Genomic DNA, 25,204 nt, shown 5'->3' with positions numbered 1-25,204 from the left:
GGTCCGGCAGAGGTTTCCGCCTCCGGGCGGCCACCTTTCAATAGCGCTCAGTAGACATCGCGGAGGTATCGCCGATCCTCGCGCATCTGGGCGACATAGTCCTCGGCCGCGTCGGGCTTCATTCCGCCATGCGTGGCAACGATGCGACGAAGCGCGAGGTCGACGTCCTTGGCCATGCGCCCCGCATCGCCGCAGACGTAGAAGTTGGCGCCGCCCTCTATCCAGCGCCACAGCTCCGCACCTTCTTCCACCATGCGATCCTGCACGTAGATCTTCTCGGCCTGGTCGCGGGAGAACGCCAGGCTCAGCCGGTCGAGATGGCCAGAGCGGCGCCAGGCGTCGATCTCCTCCCGGTAATAGAAATCGGTCGCTTCGTGCTGCTCTCCGAAGAACAGCCAGTTGCTGCCGGTCGCGCCGGTCGCCAGACGGTCCTGCAGGAAACCCCGGAAAGGTGCGATCCCCGTGCCCGGGCCGACCATGATTGCGGCGCGCGAGGGATCGGCAGGCGGCCGGAAGTGCGCCGAGGATTGCAGGAACAGCCCCGCCCCCAGCTCTTCCGCCCGGTCCGCCATGAACGCCGAGCAAACCCCGCCGCGCCGCCGCCCCTTGTTGGCGTAGCGCAGCACGGAAACGGTCAACTGCACTTCATCGGGCTGGGCATGAGGGCTGGAGGCGATGGAATAGAACCGCGGCTGGATCGGCCGCATGACTTTCATGAGATCGCTGAGCGTCAGGCGCGCTCCGGTCTCATGCAGCACGTCGGCGATCTGGTGTTCGCGAAGGAAGCGATCGTATTCGGGCTTCCTCTCGGGATCGAGCAGCGGCACGAAAGCCGCTTCGGGCAAGCGCTCGGCAACGAGTTCCAGAATGTTACGCGTGGGCTTGGCGATGTCCCAGTGCCGCAGGAGCGCTTCGTAGAGCGGCACGTCCCCAACATCCTTGACAGTTACCAAGCTATCGGGCGCAAGTTCCAGTAAATCCAGGATTTCCGAAGACAGGGCGGGACAGTTGACGGGCCACACGCCAAGAGCATCCCCGGCTTTGTAGGCGAAGTCATGGCCCGTCAGGTTGAACCCGAACTGGCGAACTTCCTTCGCGGCGCCAAGGCCGCTCAGCATGGAGTTGCGCACCATGCGGGTGCGCAGCGGTGCTTTCCGGCTATAGGGAGCGCCGGGTCCGGTCACTATGGGCGCTGCTGCAGGAACGGCGGGTGATGGTACAGGCGGGACATCCGAAAGCATGGCGCCGATGACCGTTTCCAGCCACTGGCCGGCCACTTCCTCGTAGTCCGGCTCGCAGTCCGCACGGGCGGCGATCCGCTGCGCGCCCAGTTCCTCCAGTTTCGCATCCAGCTTACGGCCAAACCCGCAGAACTGGTCGTAGCTCGAGTCCCCGAAGGCCAGCACCGAGTAACGCAGCGCGTCCAGCCCGGTCGGCGCCCCGGCTTCCAGCGCCGACCAGAAGGTGCCGCCGTTGTCGGGCGCATCGCCGTCTCCGAACGTGCTGGCGATGATGAGCGCCCTTCCCGCCTCGGCCAGTTCGGCGGGTTTCACGCTGTCGAGCGAGGCCAGGCGCACCCGGCACGATCTGGCCTCCAGCTTCCGGGCGCATTGTTCCGCGAATCCTTCCGCCGTTCCGGTCTGCGAGGCCCAGAGCACCATGACGTGCGAGGCCGGCATCGCGCCCGCCGTGTCGGAAACGAGCGCCGGGGAACCGGCAATCTCGTCACCGGCCAGCGGCACCCGTGCGAACAGGCCCGCTAGCAGGCCATTGACGTAGTGCAGCTTGCCGCCTTCGAGCGGCGCCCCAGGGGGAAGAAGGGGCACGGCATGAGCCGGTTCGCTGGCGCGAAGGCCGGTCATGAAGCCGCTCAGATAGCCTTCCTCTGCCGCCGTGAGAACGGGCGGAACCCCCGGAGACAGCCCCATAACCTGCGCGAAAGCATCGATGGCGGCCGCCTGCGACGGCAGAAGGCGCGGGGCGGCGGGAATGGCCGCGGAATAGGGCTTCGTCATGTCTTCCGGTGCCGCAATCGAGGGAGCCTGCTCGACCGGCCCCGACAGCCGGGTGAGCGCCACGGCCGAGAACTTGAATTCCGGCTGCAGCGAGATCGGGTCCACGGCGTCGTTGGTCACGGCATTGACGCAGAGATCCTCGCCGAAAACGTCGTTCCAGTGGAAAGGCGCGAAGCAGTTTCCGGGGCGGACCCGGTCCGTCACCACGGCGGGGAGCACGGCCCGTCCCCGGCGCGAAGCCAGTTCCACCATGTCCCCCTCGCCGATGCCGAGGGCGGCGGCATCTTCGGGGTGGATTTCCAGGAAGGGACCGGGATTGAGCTTGTTCAGCGTCGGCACTTTGCCGGTCTTGGTCAGGGTGTGCCACTGGTGCTGGAGACGGCCAGTGTTAAGCACCAATGGGAAATCGACATTCGGCATCTCGGCCGGGTCCATGTGCGGGCGCGGCAGGAAGTGCGCCTTGCCGCTCTCGGTCGGAAACGCGATGGCGGGACGGCTGCCGTCGGTCTCGATCCGGGCGGATTGGCTCACGCCGTCGTTGAGGTAGCGTATCGGATTGCGATTTTTTCCCGCTTCGGGCGGACAAGGCCACTGCATCGGCGTTTCGCGCAGGCGGTCGTAACTGGCGCCGCGAATGTCATAGCCGGTCCGCGGGTTCCAGAAGGCCCGGATTTCCTCGAAGACATCGGCAGCCGAGCCATAAGTGAAGGCCCGGGCATAACCCATTTCGCAAGCCACGCGGGCGATGATCTCCCAATCCGCCATCGCCTCTCCGGGAGGATCGACGGCTTTCTGCATCAGGGTGAGGTTGCGCTCCGAATTGATCATCACCCCTTCCGCCTCGGCCCAGAGCGCACCGGGCAGGATCAGGTCGGCATGGCGATTGGTCTCGGTATCGACGAAGACATCCTGCGCGATCACGAGTTCGGCGGCTTCGAGCCCGGCAACCACCGTCTTGCGGTTCGACACACTGGCGACGGGATTGGTACAGATGATCCAGCATGCCTTGATCCGGCCGGCGGCCATGTCCTCGAACATGGAAACCGTGCCTGCTCCAGCCTCCACCCGCAGCGTGCCGCGCGGAATGTCCCAGGCATCCTCCACGAAATGCCGGTCCGCCTCGCTGGGGGTGGCGCGCTGGCCCGGAAGACCGGGCCCCATGTAGCCCATCTCGCGACCGCCCATGGCGTTGGGCTGGCCGGTCAGCGAGAACGGCCCGGCGCCCGGGCGGCAGATCGCGCCGGTCGCCAGATGCAAATTGCAGATTGCATTGGTGTTCCAGGTGCCGTGAGTGCTCTGGTTGAGCCCCATGGTCCAGCAGGACATCCATGCCCCCGCGGTCCCGATCCACTGCGCGGCCTGGCGCAAGTCCGCTTCGGCAATCCCCGTCAGCGCGGCAACCGTCGCCGGGGGATAATCGGAGAGGAACGTCGCCATGGCCTCCCAGCCCTCGGTATGCGCGGCGATGAACGCCGGGTCGATGTGGCCCTGCTCGGCGATCAGATGGAGCAGCCCGTTCAGCAAGGCGAGATCGGTGCCCGGTCGCACCTGCAGGAACAGGTCGGCCTTGTCCGCCGTGGCATTCCGGCGCGGATCGACGACGATCAGCTTTGCCCCAGCTTTCACCCGGTCCATCATCCGCAGGAACAGGATCGGGTGGCAGTCTGCCATGTTGGCCCCGATCACGAAGAACAGGTCCGCCTTGTCGAAGTCCTCATAGGATCCGGGAGGCCCGTCCGCGCCGATGGAAAGCTTGTAGCCGCTGGCCGCGCTCGCCATGCAGAGGCGCGAATTGCTTTCGATGTTGTTGGTGCCGATGAAGCCCTTGCAGAGCTTGTTGGCCAGATATTGCGCCTCCAGCGACATCTGGCCGGAGACGTAGAAAGAGACTGCATCCGGCCCGTCACGATCGATGATCGCGCGCAGGCCCTGCGCCGTTCGTGTGATCGCCTCTGCCATCGGGATCGCGCCCTGGTCGCGGCTGCCCTCGATGCGGGCATAGGCGGTTTCCGCCCTGCCGGGGGCGGTTACCGGGACATGGCAACTGCTGCCTTTGGTGCAGAGCCGGCCGAAATTGGTCGGATGGCTCTTGTCGCCCGACACCTTGACGATGCGCCCATCCGCCACTTCCATCACGATGCCGCAACCGACGCCGCAGTAGGGACATGCGCTCTTGACCTTGCTGCTAGCCACGTCTTCCCCAAACGAAAAAACGCCACCGGCCGGAACCCTTTTCGAGGTTCGACCGGTGGCGTCGTTGCCTTGTTAGCCAGCCCTTGCGGACTGCTGGAGAGAACCCCGCGCCTTTGCGGGTCTCGCTCCGATTTGACCGTTATCTTGCCGTAAGGACCGGGCGGCTGCAAGCCCCTGTTTCGCAGTGCAGCATGGAGCGCTGCCGCTCGTCAGAACCTGCGGGAGATACCCATGTAGATCTCGAGATCTTCGGCATCGCGGTCCAGGCCCGCGTTGGCGCCGAGGTCGATCTGGAAGCGATCGGAAGTCTGCCATCCCAGCGACAGGCCCGAGAGATGCTCGGAGTGATGCTCGCCCGGCTCCCGGACGGTGCGGTACTGATACTCGGCCGTGGCGGTCAGGGCATCGCTCAGCTTGGCCGCCACACCGACGACGTCTCCGAATGCGAAGTGGCGGCCATGCCCGTCCTCGTTCACGTCGGCGTCGAATTCGGGAACCATCTCCAGCGAAATTGCGGACGTCACTTCGTAAGACAGCGGGATACGCAATCCAGCGCCCCAGTCACCCGCGCCGATCGGCTCGCGCCCCGTGGGCAGCGACACGAAAGGCATGACGGCGGCCGAGAAGCCCGACCCGTCAGGATTGGCAAGATTGCGCCGCAGGGCGAGCGTCAGGTCGCCGGTGCCGCTGCGATGCTCGACCTCGCCCGTCGTCCGGTCGCGGCTGCGCGAAAAGCCCAGGCTGGTCCAGCCGACCTGGACTTCCGCATGATCGGCAATGCCCATGCGCAGCAGGAAATCGCCGACCACGAACACATCCTCGCGCTGCGTGGAATCACGGTTGAGCGTCCAGTCGCCAAGGCCGGTTTCCAGCGAGAAGCGGCCCGCGTCCATGGTGCAGGCCGGGGTGCCGATGCCGGGGCGATCGGGGCAATAGTCACGGCCCTGCGCGGCGGCCATCGTCGGGGCGGCCATCAGGGCAACGAACAGGAAAGCGCGAAATTTCATAACAGCCCTTATAGACGACTGCCGTGCAAATCGTCCGCTACGGGCGCTTGTTCCCGCGCGCCTCCGGCCGGGTGACGATTGATCAGCGGGTGTAGCGTCCGCGTCCCAGTTCGTCCGGCAGCAGCGCGTCCCCGTCGATGCGAAGCGTCATCCGTTCGAAGGGTGGGTCCATGATCTGTTCGATATCGATGGAAAACCGCACCACGCCCGAGCGGACCGGCGGAACAGGCACTTCGATGTCTCGCCCCGGAACATAAGGTGCGCTCAGGGTGGCGGAGACGAGGTCTGCGGACGCCCCCTCAGGCACCAGGGTCAGTCCTTCCCCGGCGGTGGTCACTTCGCTCTCCCGGCCGTCCGCGAACCGAAGCGCCACCCGCACACCGCGCGCATCGTTACCGGACTTGGGGTCGATCACCAGGACACCCAGGCCGCCCTGCCATTGGTCGGGCGACTGCTCATCGACGGCAACCGGCTCGGGCATTCGGCACATATCGGGCAGCACCGGGTCGGGCAAGTCCGGGCGGGACCTTCCGGCGGCGCTCGCTGTGCGTTCGGCCCCGTCGCGCGCCTCGTGCCAGGCCAGCGTTACCTGCCGCGCCTCCTGCGCCGCATCGTCGGCGACAGGCGTGCCGGCCGACAGGATACGGCTTGCCGCTTCCTCCATGCGCGCCCGGGCCTCCTCTGCCGCGGTCAACGCGGCATCCGCTGCGGCATCGCGCTCTGACTGCGGCACCTGTACCTGACTGCCCGGCGCTTCGACCGTTTCGACGACCGGCTCGGCGGCGGCGATGGAATCGACCAGGAAAGGGCAGCGCGCCTCCACCGCATCTTCTGCCGTAGCGCGATCGCGCGCCAGCCGCTCCTGCTCGGCCAGGGCCGACCAGGGCTGGGTGTCCAGATAGGCGAACAGCGGCCGATCCCGCACCGGCCGGTCGGCTGACAGGACGATTTCGGCGCCATCCCGGCGCCAGGTCCCGTGCGCGAACTGGTCCAGCGCGCCAACCGAGATGTACCATTCGAACGTGCCGTCGCGGCGCAGGAGCATTTCGGACCCTGTCTCCATGACGCCCGACAGATAGTAATGCCCGACGAAGTCCGTATCGACGCCTGTCCCGGTCCTGCGGCTTTCGTCAGTCCCGGAAGTCGGCGCTTCGGCTTCCGGGACATTCCGGTCCTGCGCGCCGGCAGGCACCATCGGTGTCGTCAGGGCCAGTCCGGCAGCAATAAGGAAACGTGTCCGCATCCGGCGATGTTTACCGCAGCGACTTGGCCCGACAACCACAAACTCCCGCGCGCAGCGGCGAGAACGTGGCACGAACGTGGCAAGAACTCAGGGGGCGATAGCCCGGATTACCCGCGCGGCCATCCGATAGGACAATGCCGAAAGGCAATGCGAATAACCGGGTAGCGGATGCAATGATGACGCCAGCAGCGGAAATCAGGCCGATGACGGGCATACGCGGCGCCGCCGCGCTGTTCGTCATGCTCTATCACTTCCACCTCAAGATGATCGCCACCGGACCGCTTTCAACCATGCTGCTGCATGGCTATCTGGCGGTGGACCTGTTCTTCATCCTGAGCGGCTTCGTCATGGCCCATGTCTATGGCCAGGCGCTGGAAGCCGGGACATTCCGCCAGCGCAGCTTTCTCCTCCACCGCCTGGCGCGGGTCTATCCGCTCTATCTCCTGGCCACGCTGGCATGCCTGGTGCTGGCGCTGGGTCGCAGCGGCAGTCCGGGCGCGCCGCTGTCCGCGCTGGCGGCCAATCTCGTGATGCTGCAAGCGCTCGGCAACTGGCCCAGCATGGACCCGCCCGCATGGTCGGTGAGCACCGAGATGGTGACCTACCTTCTGTTCCCCGTGATCGCGATGGCCTGCCTGCGGTCGAGCCGCCGGACCGCACTCATCACGGGCGCCGCCGCCTTGCTGGCCGTACTGGCGATGACATTCGCCGCAAGCCGCCACTATATCGGCGCACCTGTCGCGAAAGGCGAACTCGACTTGTTCTTCTCGCCTTACACCCTTGTGCGGTGCCTGGCCGGTTTCACCATCGGGCAATTGCTCCACCGGCTCTACCGCAACGGCGTTCTCAATCAGGTGCTGTCGGGCAACCTCATCCAGTGTGCGGTCCTGCTGATGGTACTGGCGACGATGGCGCAGGCGCTCTCGGACTTTCCCGCCTATCTGGCATTGATCGCGTTGATTGCGACCCTGGCGCAGGACCGCGGCGTGATGAAACGGCTCTTCGCCTCGCCGCCGTTCATGCTGCTGGGTAAAGTGTCCTTCGGCATCTACCTGCTGCATTTCCAGGCCATCGGCCTTGTGGAGCGCCTGCGGACTGCCGCGCTGCACCGGGGCCTGAGCGCCGACGCCAGCGACTGGATCGCCTCGCTCACGGCCTGCGCCATGGTGATCGCGCTCGCCTGGGTGCTGCACCGGGGGTTCGAAAGCCCGCTGCGCCGCATGATCCGGCGCCTCGAAGCGCGTCCGGCAACGCCGGCTCTGGCGAGATGAGCCGGGCGTGAGCGCATGGTGAGAATTACCCTCCCCAAAAGGAGGAACTGTCAAAATCGGCCTGTTCGCAGTAGGTTCATCTAAGAATTAGCGAACGAGGCTTAGCACTCGTATTTTCCGGGTTCTGTTGGGCGGAACGGATCTTCTCGGACCTCAGGCATCTTCCCAGGATGCGACCAAGACGAGAGGCCTGCGAACGATCATGACGACGGGTACATCGGTGGTGGTCTCGGTGGCCATCAGGAATTCGCTGATACGGGAAGGGGTTCGGCGCATTCTTTCGGACTCCGGGTTCGATCTGGCGGAGTCGGTCGACGCTCTGGAGCGCTTGTCGCCGCGCAGCGAAACGGAAGCCGCGCATGTGATCGTGGTAGGCGGCTCCCTGCTGGGCGACGAGGGCGCCACCGTCATCACCGGTGTCCTCCACCATTTCCCGAACGCGCGAGTGGTCGCGCTCGTCTCCTCTTTCGATTTCAACGAAATGGCCGCAATCTACGCCGCCGGAGCTTACGCTTATTTCCTCGATCAGGTGCCCTATCAATCGCTCGTGGCGATGATGCAGATGGTGGCCGTCGGCCAGAAGGTGGCCCCGCCGGAGATTATCGCCCTGCTCGACAACCTGCTGCTCATCACGGAATTTCCCGCGCAACAACGCACCGCGCAAGGGTACGATCTCAGCGACCGGGAATGGGACGTGCTGGGTGCCCTAGAGCGCGGGCTGCCCAACAAGACGATTTCGCGCGATATCGGCATCAGTGAATCGGCCGTAAAGGCGACGGTCAAGTCCTTGCTTAAAAAGCTTTCCGTGAGCAACCGAACGCAGGCTGCCGTGCTGGCGCGCGAGCTGGCCAACCAGGGGCGTGCCCGGATGATATGCGGCCGCCAGATCGCCAGCGCCCTGCCCGGCCTTCCCCACCATCTCAACGGCGACAGCACGCGGCGCGACATCCTGCAGTCGTGATCCCGGCACGCGATTGCTTGCTATGTGCAATCGTGAACATAACTCTCCCGGATTATACGAATGAGTATCCAGTCGAATCGGGATAGTCCCCACGCTCATGCGATCGTCCCTGAACCCGGTTTAAATCCAAACGGCCGCCCCCCGTCGCCAAAATATAGCGTGACTCGAATCTTCGCCAATGCAACATTTGCCATTGAGGCTCGGTAAAAGTCTCAATGGAAGGTAGGGGGGTTCGATAATCATCATCGAAATGTAGGGGGAAATTCATGTACAGATTTGACAATGAAGCTGTGCAACTTACCGCTCGTGAATTGGATGTCTTACGCTTTGTGGCCATGGGACGGTCTGCAAAGGAAACGGCGATAGAGCTTAACATTGCGCCCTGCACGGTCGAACGGCATGTCGAAAACGTGCGCCTCAAGACCAGAACACGTAATCGTGCGCATATGATCGCTCATGTCATCCGCGAAGGGCTCCTGCAGCTCCACCAGTAACGGAGCCTGCAGGAACAAGCCGATGGTTCCGATCAGACCGGCTCATCCGGATGCATCGGGCCCAGGCGACCAGCAGGTCGTCCTTCAGGTCGTAGACGTGACTCTCCACAGGAGAGCCGTCGATTTCAACGAGAGCTGACCCCGGGTCAACGTCGCAATCGAATGACGAAGGTGCTATCGCAAGACCGCGTCCCAGCGCCTTCACGCAGGCTTCCTTGCGTACCCACACCGTCAGGAACGCGCGGCTGTAGCTGGACGCGTCCTTATCGGAGAGCCGCTGCCGCTCGCGCGCGGTGCAATGGAGATCGGCCAGTTCGGCCGCTTCGGCAATCGGCCGCAGACGCTCGGCATCGACGCCGATGTCATGGTTCCACGACCAGCCCACAACGATACTTTCGCCGCTGTAGCTGAGACTGCACTTTGCCTCCGGGGCATTCGTGAGCAGCGGCTTGCCATGAGCATTGGCTTCGTAAGTCTGGCGGGCGGCCGGGATGCCGGTCCAGTATTCCCCCAGCAAGCGCAAGGCTCCATGCGCGAGACGGTAGCGGTTGGCGAGTTCGGGAAAGCGGAACCGTGCTGCCCGGGCCTGTTCCTCGTCGGAGAGGCAGGCCGCGAGCCGAGGATCGACGCGGGCCGGGACCGTGATCCGCCAGAGGCCGAATGGCGCTGAAAGCCTCACGGCCGCAAGCCCCAGCGAACGCGCATCCCTTTCCCAGCCAGTTCCGTTCATCTGCGGCGCGGGAAGAAGGCACTGTGCCGCGCGAAATCGGCCAGGAGTCGCGGCGGGTCCAGGCTCTGCTCCCGGCGCAAGGCCTGTTTGGCGAGAAACACCGAATGGGATGCCATCCAGGCGAGATCGGCGAGGAGCGCATAGATCCGGCCGTGGTTCTTGCGAAAATAGCGGCGACGGGATTCGAACCAATATGCCGGCAACCGCCGCGGCTTTGCCTGCGGGTCGGTGATCCCGGTGCTCTGGCCGGAGATGTGAAGCACGCAGGCCTGCGGCAGATACCAGCACTCCCACCCTTGCCCGCGGACCGTGCGGCACAAGTCCGTTTCCTCGTAGTAGAGAAAATAACCCTCGTCGAAGCGCAGGCCTTCCCACAGCAGGGCAGGCCGGATGGCGAGGCTGGCGCCGCTGACCCAATCCGCGCGTTCCGGCCGGTCCCCCATCCTTCGCAGCAGGGCGTGGCGCGCCAGCAGACGGGAACTGGCCTTCCATCGCAGCCCCCGCTCGATCTCGCCCAGGATCGAGGGAAACCGGAAGGCAAAAGGCCAGGGACTTCCATCGGCTTCGAGCAGCGCCGTTCCGACCAGCCCGGCCGCCGGCGTGCTCGCCATGAAACGCGCCAGCGCGCGCGCCGCGCCGGGCATGACGCGGGTGTCGGGATTGAGCAGCCAGACCAGATCCGCCGGTCTTTCCTGCGCCAGGGCAAGGTCGATCCCCTGGTTGTTGCCCGCCCCGAAGCCGCCATTGACCGGGGAGCGGACGACGCGCGCCCAGTTCCAGTCCTGTTGCAGGAGGGCGGCCTCTATCGCGTCGGCCGATCCGTCGCGGGAATCGTTGTCGATCACGAAGGCCCTCAGCTGCAACCCTTCTCCCGCTTCGGCCGCCAGGCTTTCCAGGCACGAGACGACCAGTTGCGCCGTCCGGTAGTTCACGATGACCACGTCGATGGCGTGAAACGGCCGGTAATCACTCATTCGGCCGCGACCCCGATGAGGTCCTGGGCCAGTGGTTCGAAAGAGGCCAGCGCGGCATCGAGCGCGTCCTGGAACAAGGGAGCAAGGCGCTCGACGTAAGGTTCCTGGAGGTTGCTGCTGTGTCCGCCCGGAATGTCGACGATCACGATTTCATCGCGTACGCGCTTGCCCCAACCGAGCGCATAGTCGCGGTATGTCAGGCTGTAGGGCGTGTCGTCGACCAGGCCGGTATCGTCGCCGGCCTTGAACAGGGCCACGGTGCCGCCCTCGAAGATCCCGGCAGGACGATGCTCCTTATGAGCGACTTCATAGAGCTTGAGGAAGGGGATCGATGCCGGTCCGCCCGGCTCGCTCGCTCCCGCCGTGTGCGCGCGCATCGTTCGTACCGTGCGGCGATCCTCGGCCTGCCGCAGGCGGGAGCCGACCTCCCAGCGCGCGGCGTTCCAGGCCCGCCGTCCGATGTCCGGCAGCACGCCCAGGGCTCCCGTCCGCGTCACGAGGCCGCGCAGGCGGGCAAGACGCAACCGGGTCGTGAGGAACCGGAACTTGCGCGCTTCCACGTCGGCGGCATCGATAATGCCCACGAAGGCCACCTGCTCCCCGCTATCCTGGAGCTGACGGGCCATTTCGAAGGCAATGACACCGCCCGCGCAGAGCCCGGCGAGAAGATAGGGCCCGGCGGGCTGCACCGTGCGCAGCCTCGCCACGTAATATGCCGCCATCTCGTCGATCCGGGTATGGGCATAGGAGCCGTCACTGCGCCGGAGCGGCTCCATGCCCACGACGTCACGGCTCCTGTCCAGCCTGAGGGCCAGTCCGCGATAGAGCAAAGTCTCGCCCAGCCCGTCATGAACGAAGAACAGCGGAGTGCGCGCCCCGCCCTTGCGGATGGTGACGAGGCCGACCGGCGCCTGATCGGCATTCGCCGCCTCCGCCGGTCGATCTGCCAGGCTGCCGGGATCGACGATCGCCGCCAGGTTGGCGACGGTCGGCTGTCCCAGCATCGCCGCCAGGGGCAGCGTCTTGCCGGTGCGCTTGCGCAGGCGATTGGTGAACTGGACGGCCAGCAGCGAATGGCCGCCCATGTCGAAGAAGTTGTCGTTTCGCCCGATCGCAGGCACGCCCAGAAGATCGCACCACAAGTCCGCGATGACCCGCTCGGTTTCGGTTCGGGGAGCATCGGCGGGATCGCAGGCCACACCGGTCGCGGCGGCCTTCGGCGGCTGCCGCAGGGCCGCGAGCACCGCGTGGAGATCGTAGGGCGAAATCACCAGATGCGGCCGCCCTGCCCCCGAAAGCAGGCGCGAGATGATTTCCGCGCCTTCCTCGGGACGGATGCCCACTCGGGGTCCTGGTTCGGGCACACCTGCCGCATCGACGGAGCCTGACGAAGACGCCGCAGCGGAAAGGTTCATCGCCGTGCGGATCATCGTGAAGTCGCTGGCCTCCGCCAGCACCCTTCCATCGGGATCGGTGATCGTGACATCGAACACGGCCGTCTGGCCGCCGTCGTTCGCGTTCGGACGATGGCGCACATGGCTGACGATCCGCGCCGGCAGCGGTGCATGGAGCACCAGTCGGCGATAAGTGAAAGGCGCAAGGAAATCGCGCTCGGGGTCGCGTCCGGGAATCAGCGACTGCGCGCCCGCCGTCGCGAAATCGAGCATGGCGGGGTGCAGCAGGATCTGTTCCAGCTCGCCTTCGAAGGCTGCCGGCAAGTCGATATGGAGCAGCGCTTCGCCGTGTCCGATCAGTGTCTTCGAAAGGTTCTGCCAGCGCGGCCCGAAGCGGAGACGGGGCTGGTCTTCACTGCCACCCCGGCCCGGCCGACACCGAGCCGCGATCGCATCGAGGTCCAGCGTGGCGCGGAGCGGCGCTGCCGCATTACTGCTGACGGTCCCCCGGGCATGCTCCGTCCACGCCCCACGATCCCCAGCAGAGCGACCGAGCACGGCGACCCGCCAGCCCTCCTCCCCCGTGGGGCCATCCTCCTTGCGCACATGAACCCTGAGATCCCGCGCTTCGCCGTCGGCAACGGAGAAAGGTTCGAGAAACGTGAAATCGCTCAGCTCCAGCGGCCCCGGCTCGACCATGGCCACCGCGGCACGGGACAGCTCCAGGTAAGCCGTGCCCGGCAGCAAGGCGCCTGCCGATTGCTGCTCGCGGATCATCCGGTGCTCATCCAGCACCCAGTGTTGTTCGGGCGAGAGCGTTCCGACCAGCACGAACTCGCCGTGCGAAAGGGAATGCGCACGCGTCAGGAACGGGTGCGCGAAAGGACGACCCTTGCCGAGATCGTCTGCGAGTCCGGTTCCGACGCCCTGCCCCGGCCCCTGCCGTCCGCCCTGCGCGGCCGCCATGCCTACTTCGGCCCATTGGCTCCAACCGGCAGATACCACGCGCGTGACCGGATCGTGCCGCCGCGACTGGGCATAGGCATCCAGGAAAGCATTGGCCGCGGCATAGTCGGTCTGCCCCGGCAGCCCGGCAAAGGCACTGATCGACGAGAAGAGCATCAGGAATTCGGGAGGCCGCCCCGCCATGGCCTGCTCGAGGGCCAGAGTGCCCGCGATCTTCGGCCGCAGCACGGCCTCCATGGCCGAGCGGCTGCGGGTCTCGACCAGTTCGTCATCCAGCGCGCCCGCCGTGTGAAAGACGCCGGATATCCTGCCGAACCGGGCTTCGACGCGGCGCACGGCGCGGCGCAGAGCGCGCAGATCGCCGACATCGGCAACCACGAGTTCGACTTGCGCGCCTGCCGCCTCAAGGGCCGCGATCTGCCGCAGCTTGTCTTCCACGGCCAGTGGCAGATCACCCGCCTCCAGCAAAGCGCTCCAACGCGCGCGTTCGGGCAAGGCGGTGCGGGAGAGCAACGCGATGTTCGGCGTGCAGGTCCGCGCGAGGCGGTGCGCGATGGTCAGGCCGATGCCGCCGAGACCACCGGTAATGAGATAGGTTCCGCCTCGCGCGAGCCAGGAACCGGCACCCCCTGCGGGCGCGCCGGAAGAAGCGGCGCGATGGCCCAGCACCCACCGCTCGCCCGCCCGAAAGGCTACGTCCCGGCCATCTGCCGACACCGGCTCGCGGATCAGCGCGTCCACGGTTCCTTCCAGCGCCAGAGCGTGCTGCGTTGCGGGTTCGATATCCACGGCGCGGAACAGCAAGCCGGGATACTCGGTGGCGAGGCTTCTGCGCGCGCCGAGTGCCGTGGCCTTGATCGGCGCGACATCGCGGTCTCCGGCGATGCGCTGCGCGTGGTCGGTGATCAGCAGGACTTCCACTTCGGCGCCGTCGCAAGCCGCGGCAAGCTCCGGCGCCATCGCCGCGAGCGCGAAAAGACCGTGATCCAGCAGTGCATCGTGGGGGGCGCCGGTCTCCCCGGTCACGAGCCAGGCGTGATAGATCCGGCCGGGCAGCAGGCTGCGTTCCGCAAGAGCCGCGAACAGCCAGTTCCAGTCCTCGCGGTGTGAAGGGCGAACGACGAAATCCTCAACATCGCGTTCCGCGCGGCGCCGACCGGCGCGCACGGTCACGACATCGACGCCCGCACCGCGCAGCCGCGCGACCAGACGGTCGGACAGGCCGCGATCGTCGCAAAGCACCATTGCCGGCTGTTTCGCGGGTTCTCGGTCGGGAGCGTCCTCCCGCGCCCAGACCGGCTCGTAGATCCAGTCCGCAAGCTCCATCCGCGTATCGGGATCGGCCTCGGCCAGATCGTGAGCCCCGGCGCTGCCGATAGCGGCGGACGGCTCGATCCAGTGGCGCTGCCGGTCGAAGCGGTATGTCGGCAGCGGCAGGCGCAAGCGGCGCTCCCCGCTCCAGAAAGCGGTCCAGTTCACCGCGACGCCCAGTGACCACAACTCGCCCAATGCCTGCAGGAAGCGGGCGTCGTCGGGGATGTCCTGATCGGGGTGACGCATCGAATTGACGACGGGCTGCAAGGCTCCGCGTCCCGGATGCTGCCGCGCCAGGCTCGTGATAGACCGGCCGGGGCCGACTTCCAGAAGAACCCGCTGGGGATCGCTCAGCAGGCATTGCAGACCGTCAGTGAAGCGCACCGGTTCGCGCAAGTGGCGGACCCAGTACCCGGGATCGGTCGCTTCGGCCGCCTGCACCCAGTCTCCGGTGAGATTGGAGGCGAAGGGAATGCGCGGCGCGTGGAAGGTGATTGCCGCCAGCATAGTGCGGAACGCGGGCAGGATCGGATCGAGCATGGGCGAGTGCGCGGCGACCGTGATCGGGATTGGCTGGGCTTCGATTTCGCGCGCGGCCAGCGTCTCGCGAAACTGCGCGATCGCCGGTGCCACGCCGGAGACGACGCATAGGCGCGGACCGTTGATCGTCGCGATCGACAAGTCGGGCGGCAAGAGCGGTGCCAGTTCCTCTTCCGCCATCGCGACGCCGAGCATGGCTCCAGCGCCGGTCTGCTCGAACAGCATGCCGCGCGCCTGGACGATGCGCAGTCCGCTTTCGAGGTCGATCACCCCGGAAATGTGCGCCGCTGCATATTCGCCGCAGCTGTGGCCGATCATCGCGGCCGGCTCGACGCCCAGCGAGATCCAGAGCCGTGCGAGTGCGGTCTGGACGATGAACAGCGCGGGCAAGGCGAGCGAGGGCCGCTCCAGTTCGGCGGCGGCATTCGCGCGGTCGGCCTCGTTGGGAAAGAGCCAGCGGCGCAGCGCGTTCGGGGCGATCCGGTCCAGCAGGTCCAGCCCGCGATCGACCTGAGCGCGAAATAGCGGCTCGCTTTCGTAGAGTCCGCGCGCCATGTCGACATGCTGGGGACCGCCGCCGCAGAACAGAAAGGCCACGCTCCGGCCGGGAATTGCCGCTCCCTGGCCCTTGGCCTCGGCCGCTGCGGTCAGCGCCGCCGCCATAGCCTCGGGCGCCTCACCGGCGGCCACGGCGAAACCGCGCATGGGCAGCTCACGCCGTCCAGTGCTCAGAGTGAACGCCGCGTCGGCCAGAGAAAGGTCCGGCCTTGCGGTAACATGCCCGGCCAGCGCCGCGAGGTTCGCGGCCAGCGCCGCTTCGCTCTGGCCCGAGGATATCAGCAACTGGTGACGGCGGCCCGGCGTGCCTTCCCTGCGCAGCGGGGCTTCTTCCATCACGACATGAGCGTTGGTCCCGCCCACGCCGAGTGAACTGACCCCGGCGCGACGGGGGCTGTTATCGCGCCGGGGCCAGGCTTCCCGCGAATCCTGGATGCGCAGCGGGCTCGTAGCGAATGCGCAGTCAGGATTGGGCGCCTCGAAATGAGGCACTGCGGGAAGTTCCTCGTGACGCATCGCCAGCGCCACCTTGATGACCCCGGCAGCACCCGCTGCCGTGTCGGTATGACCGATATTGGCCTTGACCGAGCCGAGCCCACAGGGCCTTGTCCGGGGGGCGGATTGCCGGAAGACTTGCGTGAGCGCGGCCACTTCGATGGGGTCGCCGATAGGCGTGCCGGTGCCATGAGCTTCCACGTAGTCGACCTCGGACGGATCGACACCGGAGACCGCCAGCGCCTCTGCAATCACGGCGGCCTGACCTTCGACGCCCGGCGCGAGATAGCCCACTTTGCCGCTTCCGTCGTTGTTGATCGCCGATCCGCGCAGCACCGCGTGGATATGGTCGCCGCTTTCGATGGCGTCGGCCAGGCGGCGCAGGGCCAGTATGGCGACGCCGCTGCCGAACACGGTTCCTTGCGAGCCGGCATCGAAAGGCCGGCACTTTCCGTCGGGTGAGAGAATTTCGCCGGGCTCATAGAGATAGCCCTGGCGGTGCGGCAGTTCGATCGAGACCCCGCCCGCCAGCGCCATGTCGCATTCGCCGGAGAGCAGGCTCTGCGCGGCCATGTGGATCGCCACCAGCGAAGTCGAGCACGCGGTCTGGACATTGATGCTCGGCCCCTTGAGGTCGAGCAGATAGGAGGCGCGGGTCGTCAGGAAGTCCTTGTCGTTCCCGGTGTGGCGCAACAGGAACAGGCCGGTGTCCCGCACCAACCGCCGGTTGCCGAGCAGGTTGTACGGCATGTAGGCGTTGTGCCCGGACCCCGCGAAGACGCCGATCACCCCGCCGAAGCCCTGGGGCGTGTGCCCGGCATCTTCCAGTGCCTCCCACGAGCATTCGAGAAAATGCCGGTGCTGCGGGTCCATGATCGCGGCGTCGCGCTGGCTGAGACCGAACAGCGCGGCGTCGAAGCATTCCATGTCTTCCAGTGGGGCCCCGCGCCGGACATAGTGGGGATTGCGCAAGAGTGCGGGACTGACACCGGCCGCGATCAGTTCGTCCTCGCTGAAGGTCTCGATCCCCTCGCGCCCTTGACGCAGCATGTCCCAGAATGCGTCCGGGCTTCGTGCGCCCGCAAATCGGCAGGCCATGCCGACGATGGCGATGGAGCTGGCGTCAGGCGCGCCGTCCCGGTCTTCGAAAGAACCGAATGCCTGGTCCATCGTTCAGGTCCTTGCCACGGTGCGAACGGCGCCCCGGCGTGCCAGGGCGGCACGGCGGGCCATCGCCCGATCCTGGCCCTCGCGCGTCGCGGCCGCGTCTTCGGCCTCGCCCGAGAGATGGGTCCCCAGCGCCGCGATGGTCGGGAAGCGGAAGATGTCCGTCAGGACCACGGGGCGCGACGCCGCGGCGGCCAGGCGGCGGTGAACCTGGATCGCCAGCAAGGAATGCCCGCCGATGTCGAAGAAGTTCTCCTCGCGCCCGACGTGCGGCACATGCAGCAGATCGCACCAGATTTCCCGGATCTGCGCCTCGATCGGACTGGCCGGCGTTTCCACCGGATCGCGCCGAGGTTCGCTCTCTCGAACGGCGCCCGGCTCCGGCAGGGCCTTGCGGTCGATCTTGCCGTTTGGCGTGCGCGGCAAAGCGCCCAATAGGACGAGGCTTCCCGGCACCATGAATTCGGGCAGTTGGCGCCGCAGGTGTTCGCGCAACCGGTCCCGCAGCGCATCGAACGGGGCCGCGGTGCTGGTACCGGCGACATAGCCGATCAGACGCGTGGCCGCGCCTTCGCTGCGGGCCACCACCACGGCCTCCGCAACTTCGTGATGCGCGGCCAGGGCGGCCTCGATCTCACCCAATTCGATCCGGTACCCTCGTATCTTCACCTGGTGGTCGAGCCGACCAAGGAATTCCAGCGTTCCGTCGGCCCGCTGCCGTGCCAGGTCCCCGGTGCGATAGGCGCGCGCGCCGGTGACGAACGGATGAGCCACGAAGCGCTCGGCGGTCAGTTCGGGCCGGCGATGATAGCCGCGCACCACTCCCGCGCCGCCGATCACGAGTTCGCCCGGCGCCCCGGGCCTGACAGGTTCCAGCCTGCGGTCGAGAATGTAGATCTGTTGGTTGGCCAGCGGACGGCCGAGCGGCGGCGCGTTGTCCTGCGCGGTCACGTCATGGACGGCAGACCAGACTGTCGTTTCCGTCGGCCCGTACATGTTCATCACGGAGCCGCGCACAAGCCCGCGCATGTCCTGCGCGAGGTGGGGCGGGAACGCCTCGCCCCCCACCATGAGCCGCCTGAGACCGGCCAGGGCAGGACGCGCCGCCGGGTCGCTCGCCAGGGTCTGGAGCAGCGACGGGGTGCACTGGAGATGGGTCACGCCGTGACGAGCCATGAGGGCGTGCAGCGCCGGTTCGCCGGTCCCGCTCGATACGTCCGCCTGTGCCAGCCCCCGAAGCCGGTCGATGGCCGGAAGATGCGCAAGGACGCGTTCGGTCTCGATGCCGAAGTCGATCAGGCAGCCGATCTCGTCGACGCCCAGTTCTCCAAGACGCCGGACCAGCGGCAGGTTGTCCTCCGGCGTGCCGAACAGGCCGCTCGTCTCGAAGTAGCGCTCGAAAGCATGTTCGAGCAGCGCCTCGGTCTCTTCTTCGCTGAGGGCACCGAGATCGACCTGGGTATCGGCGGCAACCCCGCCGGGACGCCGGAACGCGGGGAAAGCCCAGGCATGCTGGTGCAGCAGCGCGGTGGAAGTCCGCAGGTATTCGATCAAAGGCCCGCGCACGGCGTCGCGCACTTGTGCTTCGTCCTCGCCCAGGAACGTATGGAGCATCAGGGTGGCGTGGCCCTCGCCGGCATGTCCGGCCTCGCGCCAGGCCTGACGATAGGCGGCTATCTTCTCGGCCACTTCCTCGATCGACTGTCCGAGCAGGTGAGTGAGGACGTAGGCACCCACCCGTCCGGCTTCGATGAAAGTCTCGACGTTTCCGGCCGAAGTGATCCAGCATGGCAATTCGCCCTGCACCGGACGCGGGTACGTGAGCACTTCGACGTCGCTCCCCAGCGGCCCGGGGAAACGTCGCGCTTCCCCGCGCCAGAGGGCCCGCACGTCTTCCATGCAGGCCTTGAGCGTACCGGGCCGGTCGGCGAAAGCCGAAGGGTTGAGCACGAAGTCGTTCGGCTGCCAGCCGGAAGCGAATGCCAGTCCGACGCGCCCCCCCGAGAGATTGTCCACCACGGCCCATTCCTCCGCGATCCGCAGGGGATGGTGGAGCGTACCGACGACGCTGCCCGCCCGAATGCCCACGCGAGAGGTGACGGCGGCGATCGCAGCGGAAGCTACCGAGGGGTTGGGATAGGGACCGCCGAACGCGTGGAAGTGGCGCTCGGGCGTCCACACGGCCTCGAACCCGTGCTCGTCGGCGAACCGCGCGCCCTCCAGCAGGAGCTGGTAGTTCTCGGCGGCGCTGCCCGCGCTCGAACTGGCGAAGTAGAACAGGCTGAAGCCGGTGCGGCGTGTCGGCGGGGCAAGGGAAACATCGCCCCTCACCTGCCGCTCGGACGCGATGACGACATGATATCCGTGCATCAGCGGCCAGAGCAGTTCGAGCGCGGAGATGTCGAAGCTCAGACTGGTGACCGCCAGCCATGTCCCCTCCGGCTCGATATGGCCATCCATTCCGGCGAAGAAGTTGAGCAGGTTGCGATGCTCGACGACGACGCCCTTGGGCAGCCCGGTCGATCCCGAGGTATAGATCATATAGGCGAGACTGTCCCCGCCCACGCCGCTCTCGAAGACTTCGGGCGAGAAGGACACGCTTTCGCGGCGCAGATCCTCCATGCAGAGCACTTGCGCTTCGCCGTGCGGCAGGGCGTCCTTCAGCGCCGTTTCACTGACGATCAGGGTCATTCCGGAATCCGCAACCATGTGCGCAAGGCGGTCTTTCGGGTAGGCCGGGTCCAGCGGGACGTAGCCGCCCCCCGCCTTGTGCACGGCGATCAGGCAGGCGAGCATTTCCACCGAGCGGGAGAGGTGCAGGCCCACCAGGGTTTCCGGCCCTACGCCCCGTGCCGTCAGGAGCCGTGCCATCCGGTTCGACAGAGCTTCCAACTGGCCATAAGTGAGAGAGGTAGCGCCTGCGGTCACTGCCACGCGGTCGGGCGTCGATGCGGCCTGATCGGCGAAGGCGCTGTACCATGTCGCCCTATCGGCAAGCGAGGCAGGCCGCTCGTTCCACACTTCGAGCAGGCACGCACGCTCCGCATCCGATAGCAGCGACAGCCGTCCCAGATCGGTCTCCGGCGCCGCACGGAACGCCGCCTGGAATATCTCGAACGCTGTCAGCAGATCTTCGGCATCTGTTTCCGGCAGCCGCGCCGCGTCGTATGTCCAGCGGCAGGCGCCGTCCGAAGTGCAGATCGCCAGTTCCAGCACGGTCTCCCCAAACGGCACCGCATCGTCGAACTTGTCTACCAGACGCACCGCGATCGGGTGTTCGATGCTGGCCTTGCCGCGCAATTCGGGGCAGCGGGCCAGAAGGTCCGCCGAATAGCCGACATGGCGGTGCAGCGCGGCGATCTCCTGCTCGACACGCTCGACCAGCAAGGCCAGCGGCGCGCCGAAATCAACCGCGACCTTGAACGGCAGTTCGTGCGCGAACCAGTTCGAGACGTCTTCAAGCCGTGCCTGGCTGACCGCATCGGCAAAGCCGATTTCCACGCTGTCCCGGTCGGCCAAGCGCGCCAGCCAGCCGATGACGACTGCGAGCGCCTCGGCTGCGGGTCCGGTCGGGACCGTAGCGTCCAGCCGGTTCCATCGCGATGGCTCGCCTTCGCGGAGCGGGCGAAATGAAGGCAATTGCAGGCTGTCGCGCTGCCGCAGCCGGCGGCGCCACCATGCTTCGTGACGCCCGGCCGCCGCATCGAGCAAGTCGAGACGAGCCCGGCGGGATGCATCGAGCGACTGGAATGCACCGGCAGCGTAGCCGTCCAACCCCGACAAGACCGATCCGTCGAGCGCCGTCATGCGATCGATCCGCAAGTCCCGGTCGCCGGTCGCCACCACCGGCCGCTCGCCGCCGGATAACAGCGTACCCGGCGCTCGTCCGGAACGGCCGGCCAGCACGGTGACCTGCTGAACGAGCACCAGGCCTTGCGCCAGCACCGCCTTGGGCAGGCCCATGGGGTTGGCATAGGGCCCGAAGTCCAGCGCCGACACGAGCCGGGCGATTTCCTCCGCGGAACGGGTCCAGTCGATCGTCCCGGCCGCCGATGGTCTATGCGCGCGCCCGAACATGCGGACCGGAGCATGGGGCTGCGGTGCGGCAGCGACAACCGCGCCGTCCAGGTCGTCGACCATACGCGAGAAACTGCGCAGCCCCGCTTCGAAGCAACGCGTGTTAAGCGAAAAGGCGGTTTCGCCGTCACTCACGGTGATGGGCTCGGCAGCCAGCACCGCACCTTCATCGACGGCGCCCGTCATGAGATGCCAGGTGACGCCGTGGTCCCGCTCGCCTTCGAGAAGCGCCCAGACCGGCGTGTTGAGGCCGCCCCGCGCGGGCAGCGGGCCGTCGTGGAAATTGATCGCTCCGCGCGCCGCAAGCGACAGGACTTCGCCGGGCAGGATAGCAAGGTTGGAAATGCTGAAGATCCAGTCGAGCGGAGCGTTCCCCTTGGCCAGCAGGTCGCGCGCGCGGGTCAGCACCCGAATGCGGCTGCGACGCGCCCAGGCCGCGGCGGGCGATCCTTCGGCAGCCACCACGGCCACGATCTCGTGCCCCCGTGCCCGCAGCAATTCGCCGCATTCGACCAGCAGAGTTTCCTCGCCGATCAGCACGGAGCGATATCCGGTGTCAACGCCGCCCGCGCCTGGCGCCGAGATGTCGACGATAGTGCCCGCCACCACCGGATCGAATGTCGCATCCATGGGTATTCTCCTTAGGTTCCGAGCGTAACGGCTCGCCGGCAGCGAAGCCATTTCGTCAACTCGGTGCGGAAATTCATGGTGCTGGAAATTGTGGTGGAAAGTTCGGTAATCTCGTCCCGGCGTTTTACTTGTATTCGATCAGACGCGTCTCTCCAGTCGGAGCCTTTCGGCGCATCGATCGCCACCAATATTGCAATTGCCCCTGACAATGCGGGATCTTCCCGAGGGTGATGAAGCTCGCCACCAGTGGCCCGCCGCGCCGACATATCCGCGCCCAGAGCAAGGGCCAGAGCAGCCACATCGGCGGCATCGCCCATATGACGTTGCTCGCCACGGCATGGCGCAAGCAGACATTGCCCTCCCCACGCAAGGCGAACGCCTCGGCCGTTGCATAGCCGCTGCGGCGGTTGCGCTGCCACCATTGGGCGAAGCGCGTCATCGCCGCATCGTGGACCGTCATTTCCGCATCGACCCGGCGGATAAGCCAGCCTTGCCTGCGGATCCGGTGGCACAAATCCGGCTCCTCACCGGCGATCAGGTCTTCGCGAAAGCCACCGACGCCGCGAAAGGGCGTAACGCGAAACAGGGCATCGCCGCCGCATGTCTCGCGCAGACCTACCGGCGTGTTCCACTCGTGATCGCAGAGGCGGTTGTAGGGGCTGGCACCCGGTGCCCGCTCGCGCCGACGCCCACAGACGGCGGCGAGCCCCGCGTCTGAGCGGATCACGGCCAGGGCCCGGTCCAGCCAGCCTCTGACAAGTTCGCAGTCGCCATCGATGAAATGCACCAGCTCCAGTTCGGGATGGCGGCTCGTCAGCCAGGCGAAGCCGGCGTTTCTCGCGCGCGCCGCCGTGAAAGGCACGGTGGGATCGAGTTCGACCACCGGCAGCCCGCGCGCTCCGGCCAGCGCCACGCTGTCATCGGTGGAACCGGAGTCGACATAGACCGCCAGCGATGACTGGCGCAGCACGCTGTCTATGGACAGGCCGAGCCGCGCCCCTTCGTTGCGGCCGATGATGACGAAGCCGACGACGCTCATGGATCACGCTCCGTTCGCAGCCAGACCCGCTCGCGCCGCGTGACGAACTGCGCGAGAAGCGGCATCTTCCAGATGACATAGCCAGGTATTCGCAACAGGCTCGCCAGCGGCAGCATCGCGCGTGCATGATACCACCATGCGGCGAGCAATGCCGATCCCAGACAGGCTTCCACGCCCAACAGAACCTGCAACGGCAGGCCAAAGCCACCCGCAGCCGCCACCAGGATCGTGGCGAGCATCAGCAGAAGCAGAAGCAGCACGGTGGGCGGCACCAGCAGGTCCAGCGCGACCAGCGCCAGCCCCCCGCGCCCGCGGCGCAGCGCGGCCGCAAGCAGCCGGGGCGCATATCGACAGGCCGTCTGCATCATGCCGTGCTCCCAGCGTCGACGCTGGCCCGCGGTCGCCTGACGCGAGCTGGCCGCACTGGTGAAGCGAGCCGTTTCGGCAAAGACGACCCGGCGCCCCGCCAGGAGCAGATCGAGGCCCATGTCGAGATCTTCGACCAGCGAGGATGTCCAGTGCATCCGCTCGAACGTCGCCCGCGGAAAGGCCATGCCCGAACCTTGCAGCAGCGTCATGCCCGCCAGACGCTGGAGCCCGGACTGGCGGACGAGGTTCTTCACGAGAAAAGCGAAGCAGGACACCCGCACCATGGCATCTGCGCCCGGCGGCGGTTCCATGAGATAGGCGCCCTGGACGACGGCGCGGCGCGCTTGCGATAGGGACGCCAGCGCCGCCAGAGCGCCGCTTTCGGGAACGCAGTCCGCATCCAGCACGATGACCACGCGCGGTCCCTGGAGTGATGGTGCCGAGGCCAGATAGTCCCGCCCGAATTCGAGCGCATGGCCTTTTCCGCGCTCCGCCGGATCGGTCCGCTCCACCACGACGGCGCCAAGGCCGCGGGCGATGGCGGCCGTGCCGTCGGTGCAGTTGTCGGCCACCACGACGAGCGCGTCGCAGGCCCGCAACTGAGCCATGACAGCCGCGACGACCTGCGCGATCCCCGATGCTTCGTCATGGGCGGGCATGAGCACGATGAAAGGCGGCGGCGCCGCGGTCATGTCCCGCCCGTTCCGACGCGGCAACAGGCCCAGCACGCATTCGATGGCGAGCATGGCGGCGGGAACCGAGATCCCCAGCGTCACCGCCCAGATGCCCGCCTCGATCATCAGGACGCCGCCGTGGCGGGGTCGATGGGCACCGTTTCGAGCGGCTCACGGTTGCGGCGCTGGAGGATCGGTGGAAGCCAGTCCGATTTGAGATTGTGAAGCCGAACTCTCCAGTCGGCCTTGTCGCCGCTGCCGGGGCGCGCGCGAAAATCCGTGGTCCGCTCGATCGCCGGCAGGCTCGCGCCGATCGCTGTATAATAATATGTGGCGATCGAACGGCGGGAGCGGCCCGCGGGACAGGCCAGCGGATCGGGATGGCCGTGGTAAGTGTCGCGGTCGGTGCTGAAGATCACCGCGCGGCCGAATTCGGGCTGGATGCTGCGCTCGGCGCGGGTCATGCCCCGGTCCCAGAGTTCCAGCGCCCCGCCGTAGCCCGGCATCCATTCCTCGTTGAGGTAGATCAGCAGGTTGAGCCGCCGCTCCACTTTCATGCCGCCGTGGTGCGGAAAGTCGGCATGAATCCCCAGATGCCCCCCGCGCCGGGTCTCATGCAGTCCGGCGCCCGCGTGATAGGGATCGGCGATCAGCCCCCGGATCCCGGTCAAGGCCGAGAGAAACGCCAGGAAAGCCCGGGAGTTCAGCTCCGCGAAAAGCATGCGCGTAACCGGCCCGCTGCACTGGTCGGGTCGGAACTGGAACTTCAGGCGCTCCTGGTCCCGGTCGAAGAAGTCGCGCCCCTCGCTGTCCGGGAATTCCTCGCAGACCTTGCGCAGTACTTCCGGCGCCAGAAAATCGTCGAGCATGACATGTGGAAAGGGCTGGTTTCCGCGATATTCGGCCGCCTTCGCCATGCCGGCGGCCTTGCACGCCTCATGGTCGAAGCACTTGTAGCCGCCAAGGTCGGTCATCTCCAGAAACGCCATTGCACCCCTTTCCGCGCCGCCGCGCCCCATCGGAGCCCGCCGATCGAGGATAACCGCGCACACCCGCGCCCGGCAGGCAGGAAACTCCCTTGGAAGTTCTCATG

Annotated in this window: 13 protein-coding genes; 3 read left to right on the top strand and 10 right to left on the bottom strand. The window is 66.7% G+C overall.

What is annotated here, in order from left to right; translation table 11 throughout:
- Window positions 1–47 precede the first annotated feature (47 nt).
- From ACZ1J6_RS04170 to ACZ1J6_RS04160, 3 genes are all read right to left on the bottom strand, one after another.
- Complete coding sequence (locus tag ACZ1J6_RS04170; RefSeq protein WP_431568997.1) at window positions 48–4,208, bottom strand: molybdopterin-dependent oxidoreductase; 4,161 nt, start codon at window positions 4,206–4,208, stop codon at window positions 48–50.
- Between the two features lie 209 nt (window positions 4,209–4,417).
- Window positions 4,418–5,215: a transporter gene (locus ACZ1J6_RS04165; protein ID WP_431568998.1), complete on the bottom strand. Its 798-nt coding sequence runs from the start codon at window positions 5,213–5,215 to the stop codon at window positions 4,418–4,420.
- 82 nt (window positions 5,216–5,297) lie between these two features.
- Window positions 5,298–6,458, bottom strand: coding sequence for a hypothetical protein (locus tag ACZ1J6_RS04160; protein WP_431568999.1), 1,161 nt, complete (start codon window positions 6,456–6,458; stop codon window positions 5,298–5,300).
- A 203-nt stretch (window positions 6,459–6,661) separates the two neighbouring features.
- On the opposite strand from ACZ1J6_RS04160, the gene ACZ1J6_RS04155 reads away from it, so the two are divergent.
- The 3 genes from ACZ1J6_RS04155 (at window position 6,662) to ACZ1J6_RS04145 (ending at window position 9,184) form a co-directional block, all read left to right on the top strand.
- Entirely contained in the window at window positions 6,662–7,729 is a 1,068-nt protein-coding gene (locus tag ACZ1J6_RS04155; RefSeq protein WP_431569000.1) for an acyltransferase family protein, read from the top strand.
- A gap of 202 nt (window positions 7,730–7,931) precedes the next feature.
- Complete coding sequence (locus ACZ1J6_RS04150) at window positions 7,932–8,690, top strand: LuxR C-terminal-related transcriptional regulator (protein WP_431569001.1); 759 nt, start codon at window positions 7,932–7,934, stop codon at window positions 8,688–8,690.
- A 266-nt stretch (window positions 8,691–8,956) separates the two neighbouring features.
- Complete coding sequence (locus ACZ1J6_RS04145; RefSeq protein WP_031342197.1) at window positions 8,957–9,184, top strand: response regulator transcription factor; 228 nt, start codon at window positions 8,957–8,959, stop codon at window positions 9,182–9,184.
- Here ACZ1J6_RS04145 and ACZ1J6_RS04140 read toward each other — a convergent pair.
- The 7 genes from ACZ1J6_RS04140 to ACZ1J6_RS04110 form a co-directional block, all read right to left on the bottom strand.
- On the bottom strand, window positions 9,150–9,863 hold the full coding sequence (locus ACZ1J6_RS04140; RefSeq protein ID WP_465126981.1) for a 4'-phosphopantetheinyl transferase family protein: 714 nt from the start codon (window positions 9,861–9,863) through the stop codon (window positions 9,150–9,152). The genes ACZ1J6_RS04145 and ACZ1J6_RS04140 overlap by 35 nt on opposite strands.
- A gap of 47 nt (window positions 9,864–9,910) precedes the next feature.
- On the bottom strand, window positions 9,911–10,888 hold the full coding sequence (locus ACZ1J6_RS04135; protein ID WP_431569003.1) for a glycosyltransferase family 2 protein: 978 nt from the start codon (window positions 10,886–10,888) through the stop codon (window positions 9,911–9,913).
- Complete coding sequence (locus ACZ1J6_RS04130; protein WP_465127431.1) at window positions 10,885–17,325, bottom strand: SDR family NAD(P)-dependent oxidoreductase; 6,441 nt, start codon at window positions 17,323–17,325, stop codon at window positions 10,885–10,887. The genes ACZ1J6_RS04135 and ACZ1J6_RS04130 overlap by 4 nt, the downstream gene beginning before the upstream one ends.
- 3 nt (window positions 17,326–17,328) lie before the next feature.
- Window positions 17,329–22,029, bottom strand: coding sequence for a MupA/Atu3671 family FMN-dependent luciferase-like monooxygenase (locus ACZ1J6_RS04125; RefSeq protein WP_431569005.1), 4,701 nt, complete (start codon window positions 22,027–22,029; stop codon window positions 17,329–17,331).
- A 124-nt stretch (window positions 22,030–22,153) separates the two neighbouring features.
- Window positions 22,154–23,068: a glycosyltransferase family 2 protein gene (locus ACZ1J6_RS04120; RefSeq protein WP_465127430.1), complete on the bottom strand. Its 915-nt coding sequence runs from the start codon at window positions 23,066–23,068 to the stop codon at window positions 22,154–22,156.
- Window positions 23,065–24,237, bottom strand: coding sequence for a glycosyltransferase family 2 protein (locus tag ACZ1J6_RS04115; protein WP_465127429.1), 1,173 nt, complete (start codon window positions 24,235–24,237; stop codon window positions 23,065–23,067). The genes ACZ1J6_RS04120 and ACZ1J6_RS04115 overlap by 4 nt, the downstream gene beginning before the upstream one ends.
- The gene (locus tag ACZ1J6_RS04110) at window positions 24,237–25,100 is read right to left on the bottom strand and encodes a 2OG-Fe(II) oxygenase (RefSeq protein WP_314466319.1); all 864 of its coding nucleotides are present in this window, start codon (window positions 25,098–25,100) and stop codon (window positions 24,237–24,239) included. Before ACZ1J6_RS04110 ends, ACZ1J6_RS04115 begins: the two co-directional genes overlap by 1 nt.
- Window positions 25,101–25,204 lie beyond the last annotated feature (104 nt).

It is taken from the genome of Novosphingobium sp. BL-S-21, from assembly GCF_055521655.1.
The sequence above is the reverse complement of the archived record's forward strand: the minus strand, read 5'-3'. Positions and strand labels throughout refer to the sequence as shown.

Coding starts and splice junctions, on each gene's coding strand:
- ACZ1J6_RS04120 (WP_465127430.1), bottom strand. CDS start 23,068: ATGAGCGTCGTCGGCTTCGTCATCATCGGCCGCAACGAAGGGGCGCGG.
- ACZ1J6_RS04145 (WP_031342197.1), top strand. CDS start 8,957: ATGTACAGATTTGACAATGAAGCTGTGCAACTTACCGCTCGTGAATTG.
- ACZ1J6_RS04115 (WP_465127429.1), bottom strand. CDS start 24,237: ATGATCGAGGCGGGCATCTGGGCGGTGACGCTGGGGATCTCGGTTCCC.
- ACZ1J6_RS04165 (WP_431568998.1), bottom strand. CDS start 5,215: ATGAAATTTCGCGCTTTCCTGTTCGTTGCCCTGATGGCCGCCCCGACG.
- ACZ1J6_RS04160 (WP_431568999.1), bottom strand. CDS start 6,458: ATGCGGACACGTTTCCTTATTGCTGCCGGACTGGCCCTGACGACACCG.
- ACZ1J6_RS04125 (WP_431569005.1), bottom strand. CDS start 22,029: ATGGATGCGACATTCGATCCGGTGGTGGCGGGCACTATCGTCGACATC.
- ACZ1J6_RS04130 (WP_465127431.1), bottom strand. CDS start 17,325: ATGGACCAGGCATTCGGTTCTTTCGAAGACCGGGACGGCGCGCCTGAC.
- ACZ1J6_RS04155 (WP_431569000.1), top strand. CDS start 6,662: ATGACGGGCATACGCGGCGCCGCCGCGCTGTTCGTCATGCTCTATCAC.
- ACZ1J6_RS04135 (WP_431569003.1), bottom strand. CDS start 10,888: ATGAGTGATTACCGGCCGTTTCACGCCATCGACGTGGTCATCGTGAAC.
- ACZ1J6_RS04110 (WP_314466319.1), bottom strand. CDS start 25,100: ATGGCGTTTCTGGAGATGACCGACCTTGGCGGCTACAAGTGCTTCGAC.
- ACZ1J6_RS04150 (WP_431569001.1), top strand. CDS start 7,932: ATGACGACGGGTACATCGGTGGTGGTCTCGGTGGCCATCAGGAATTCG.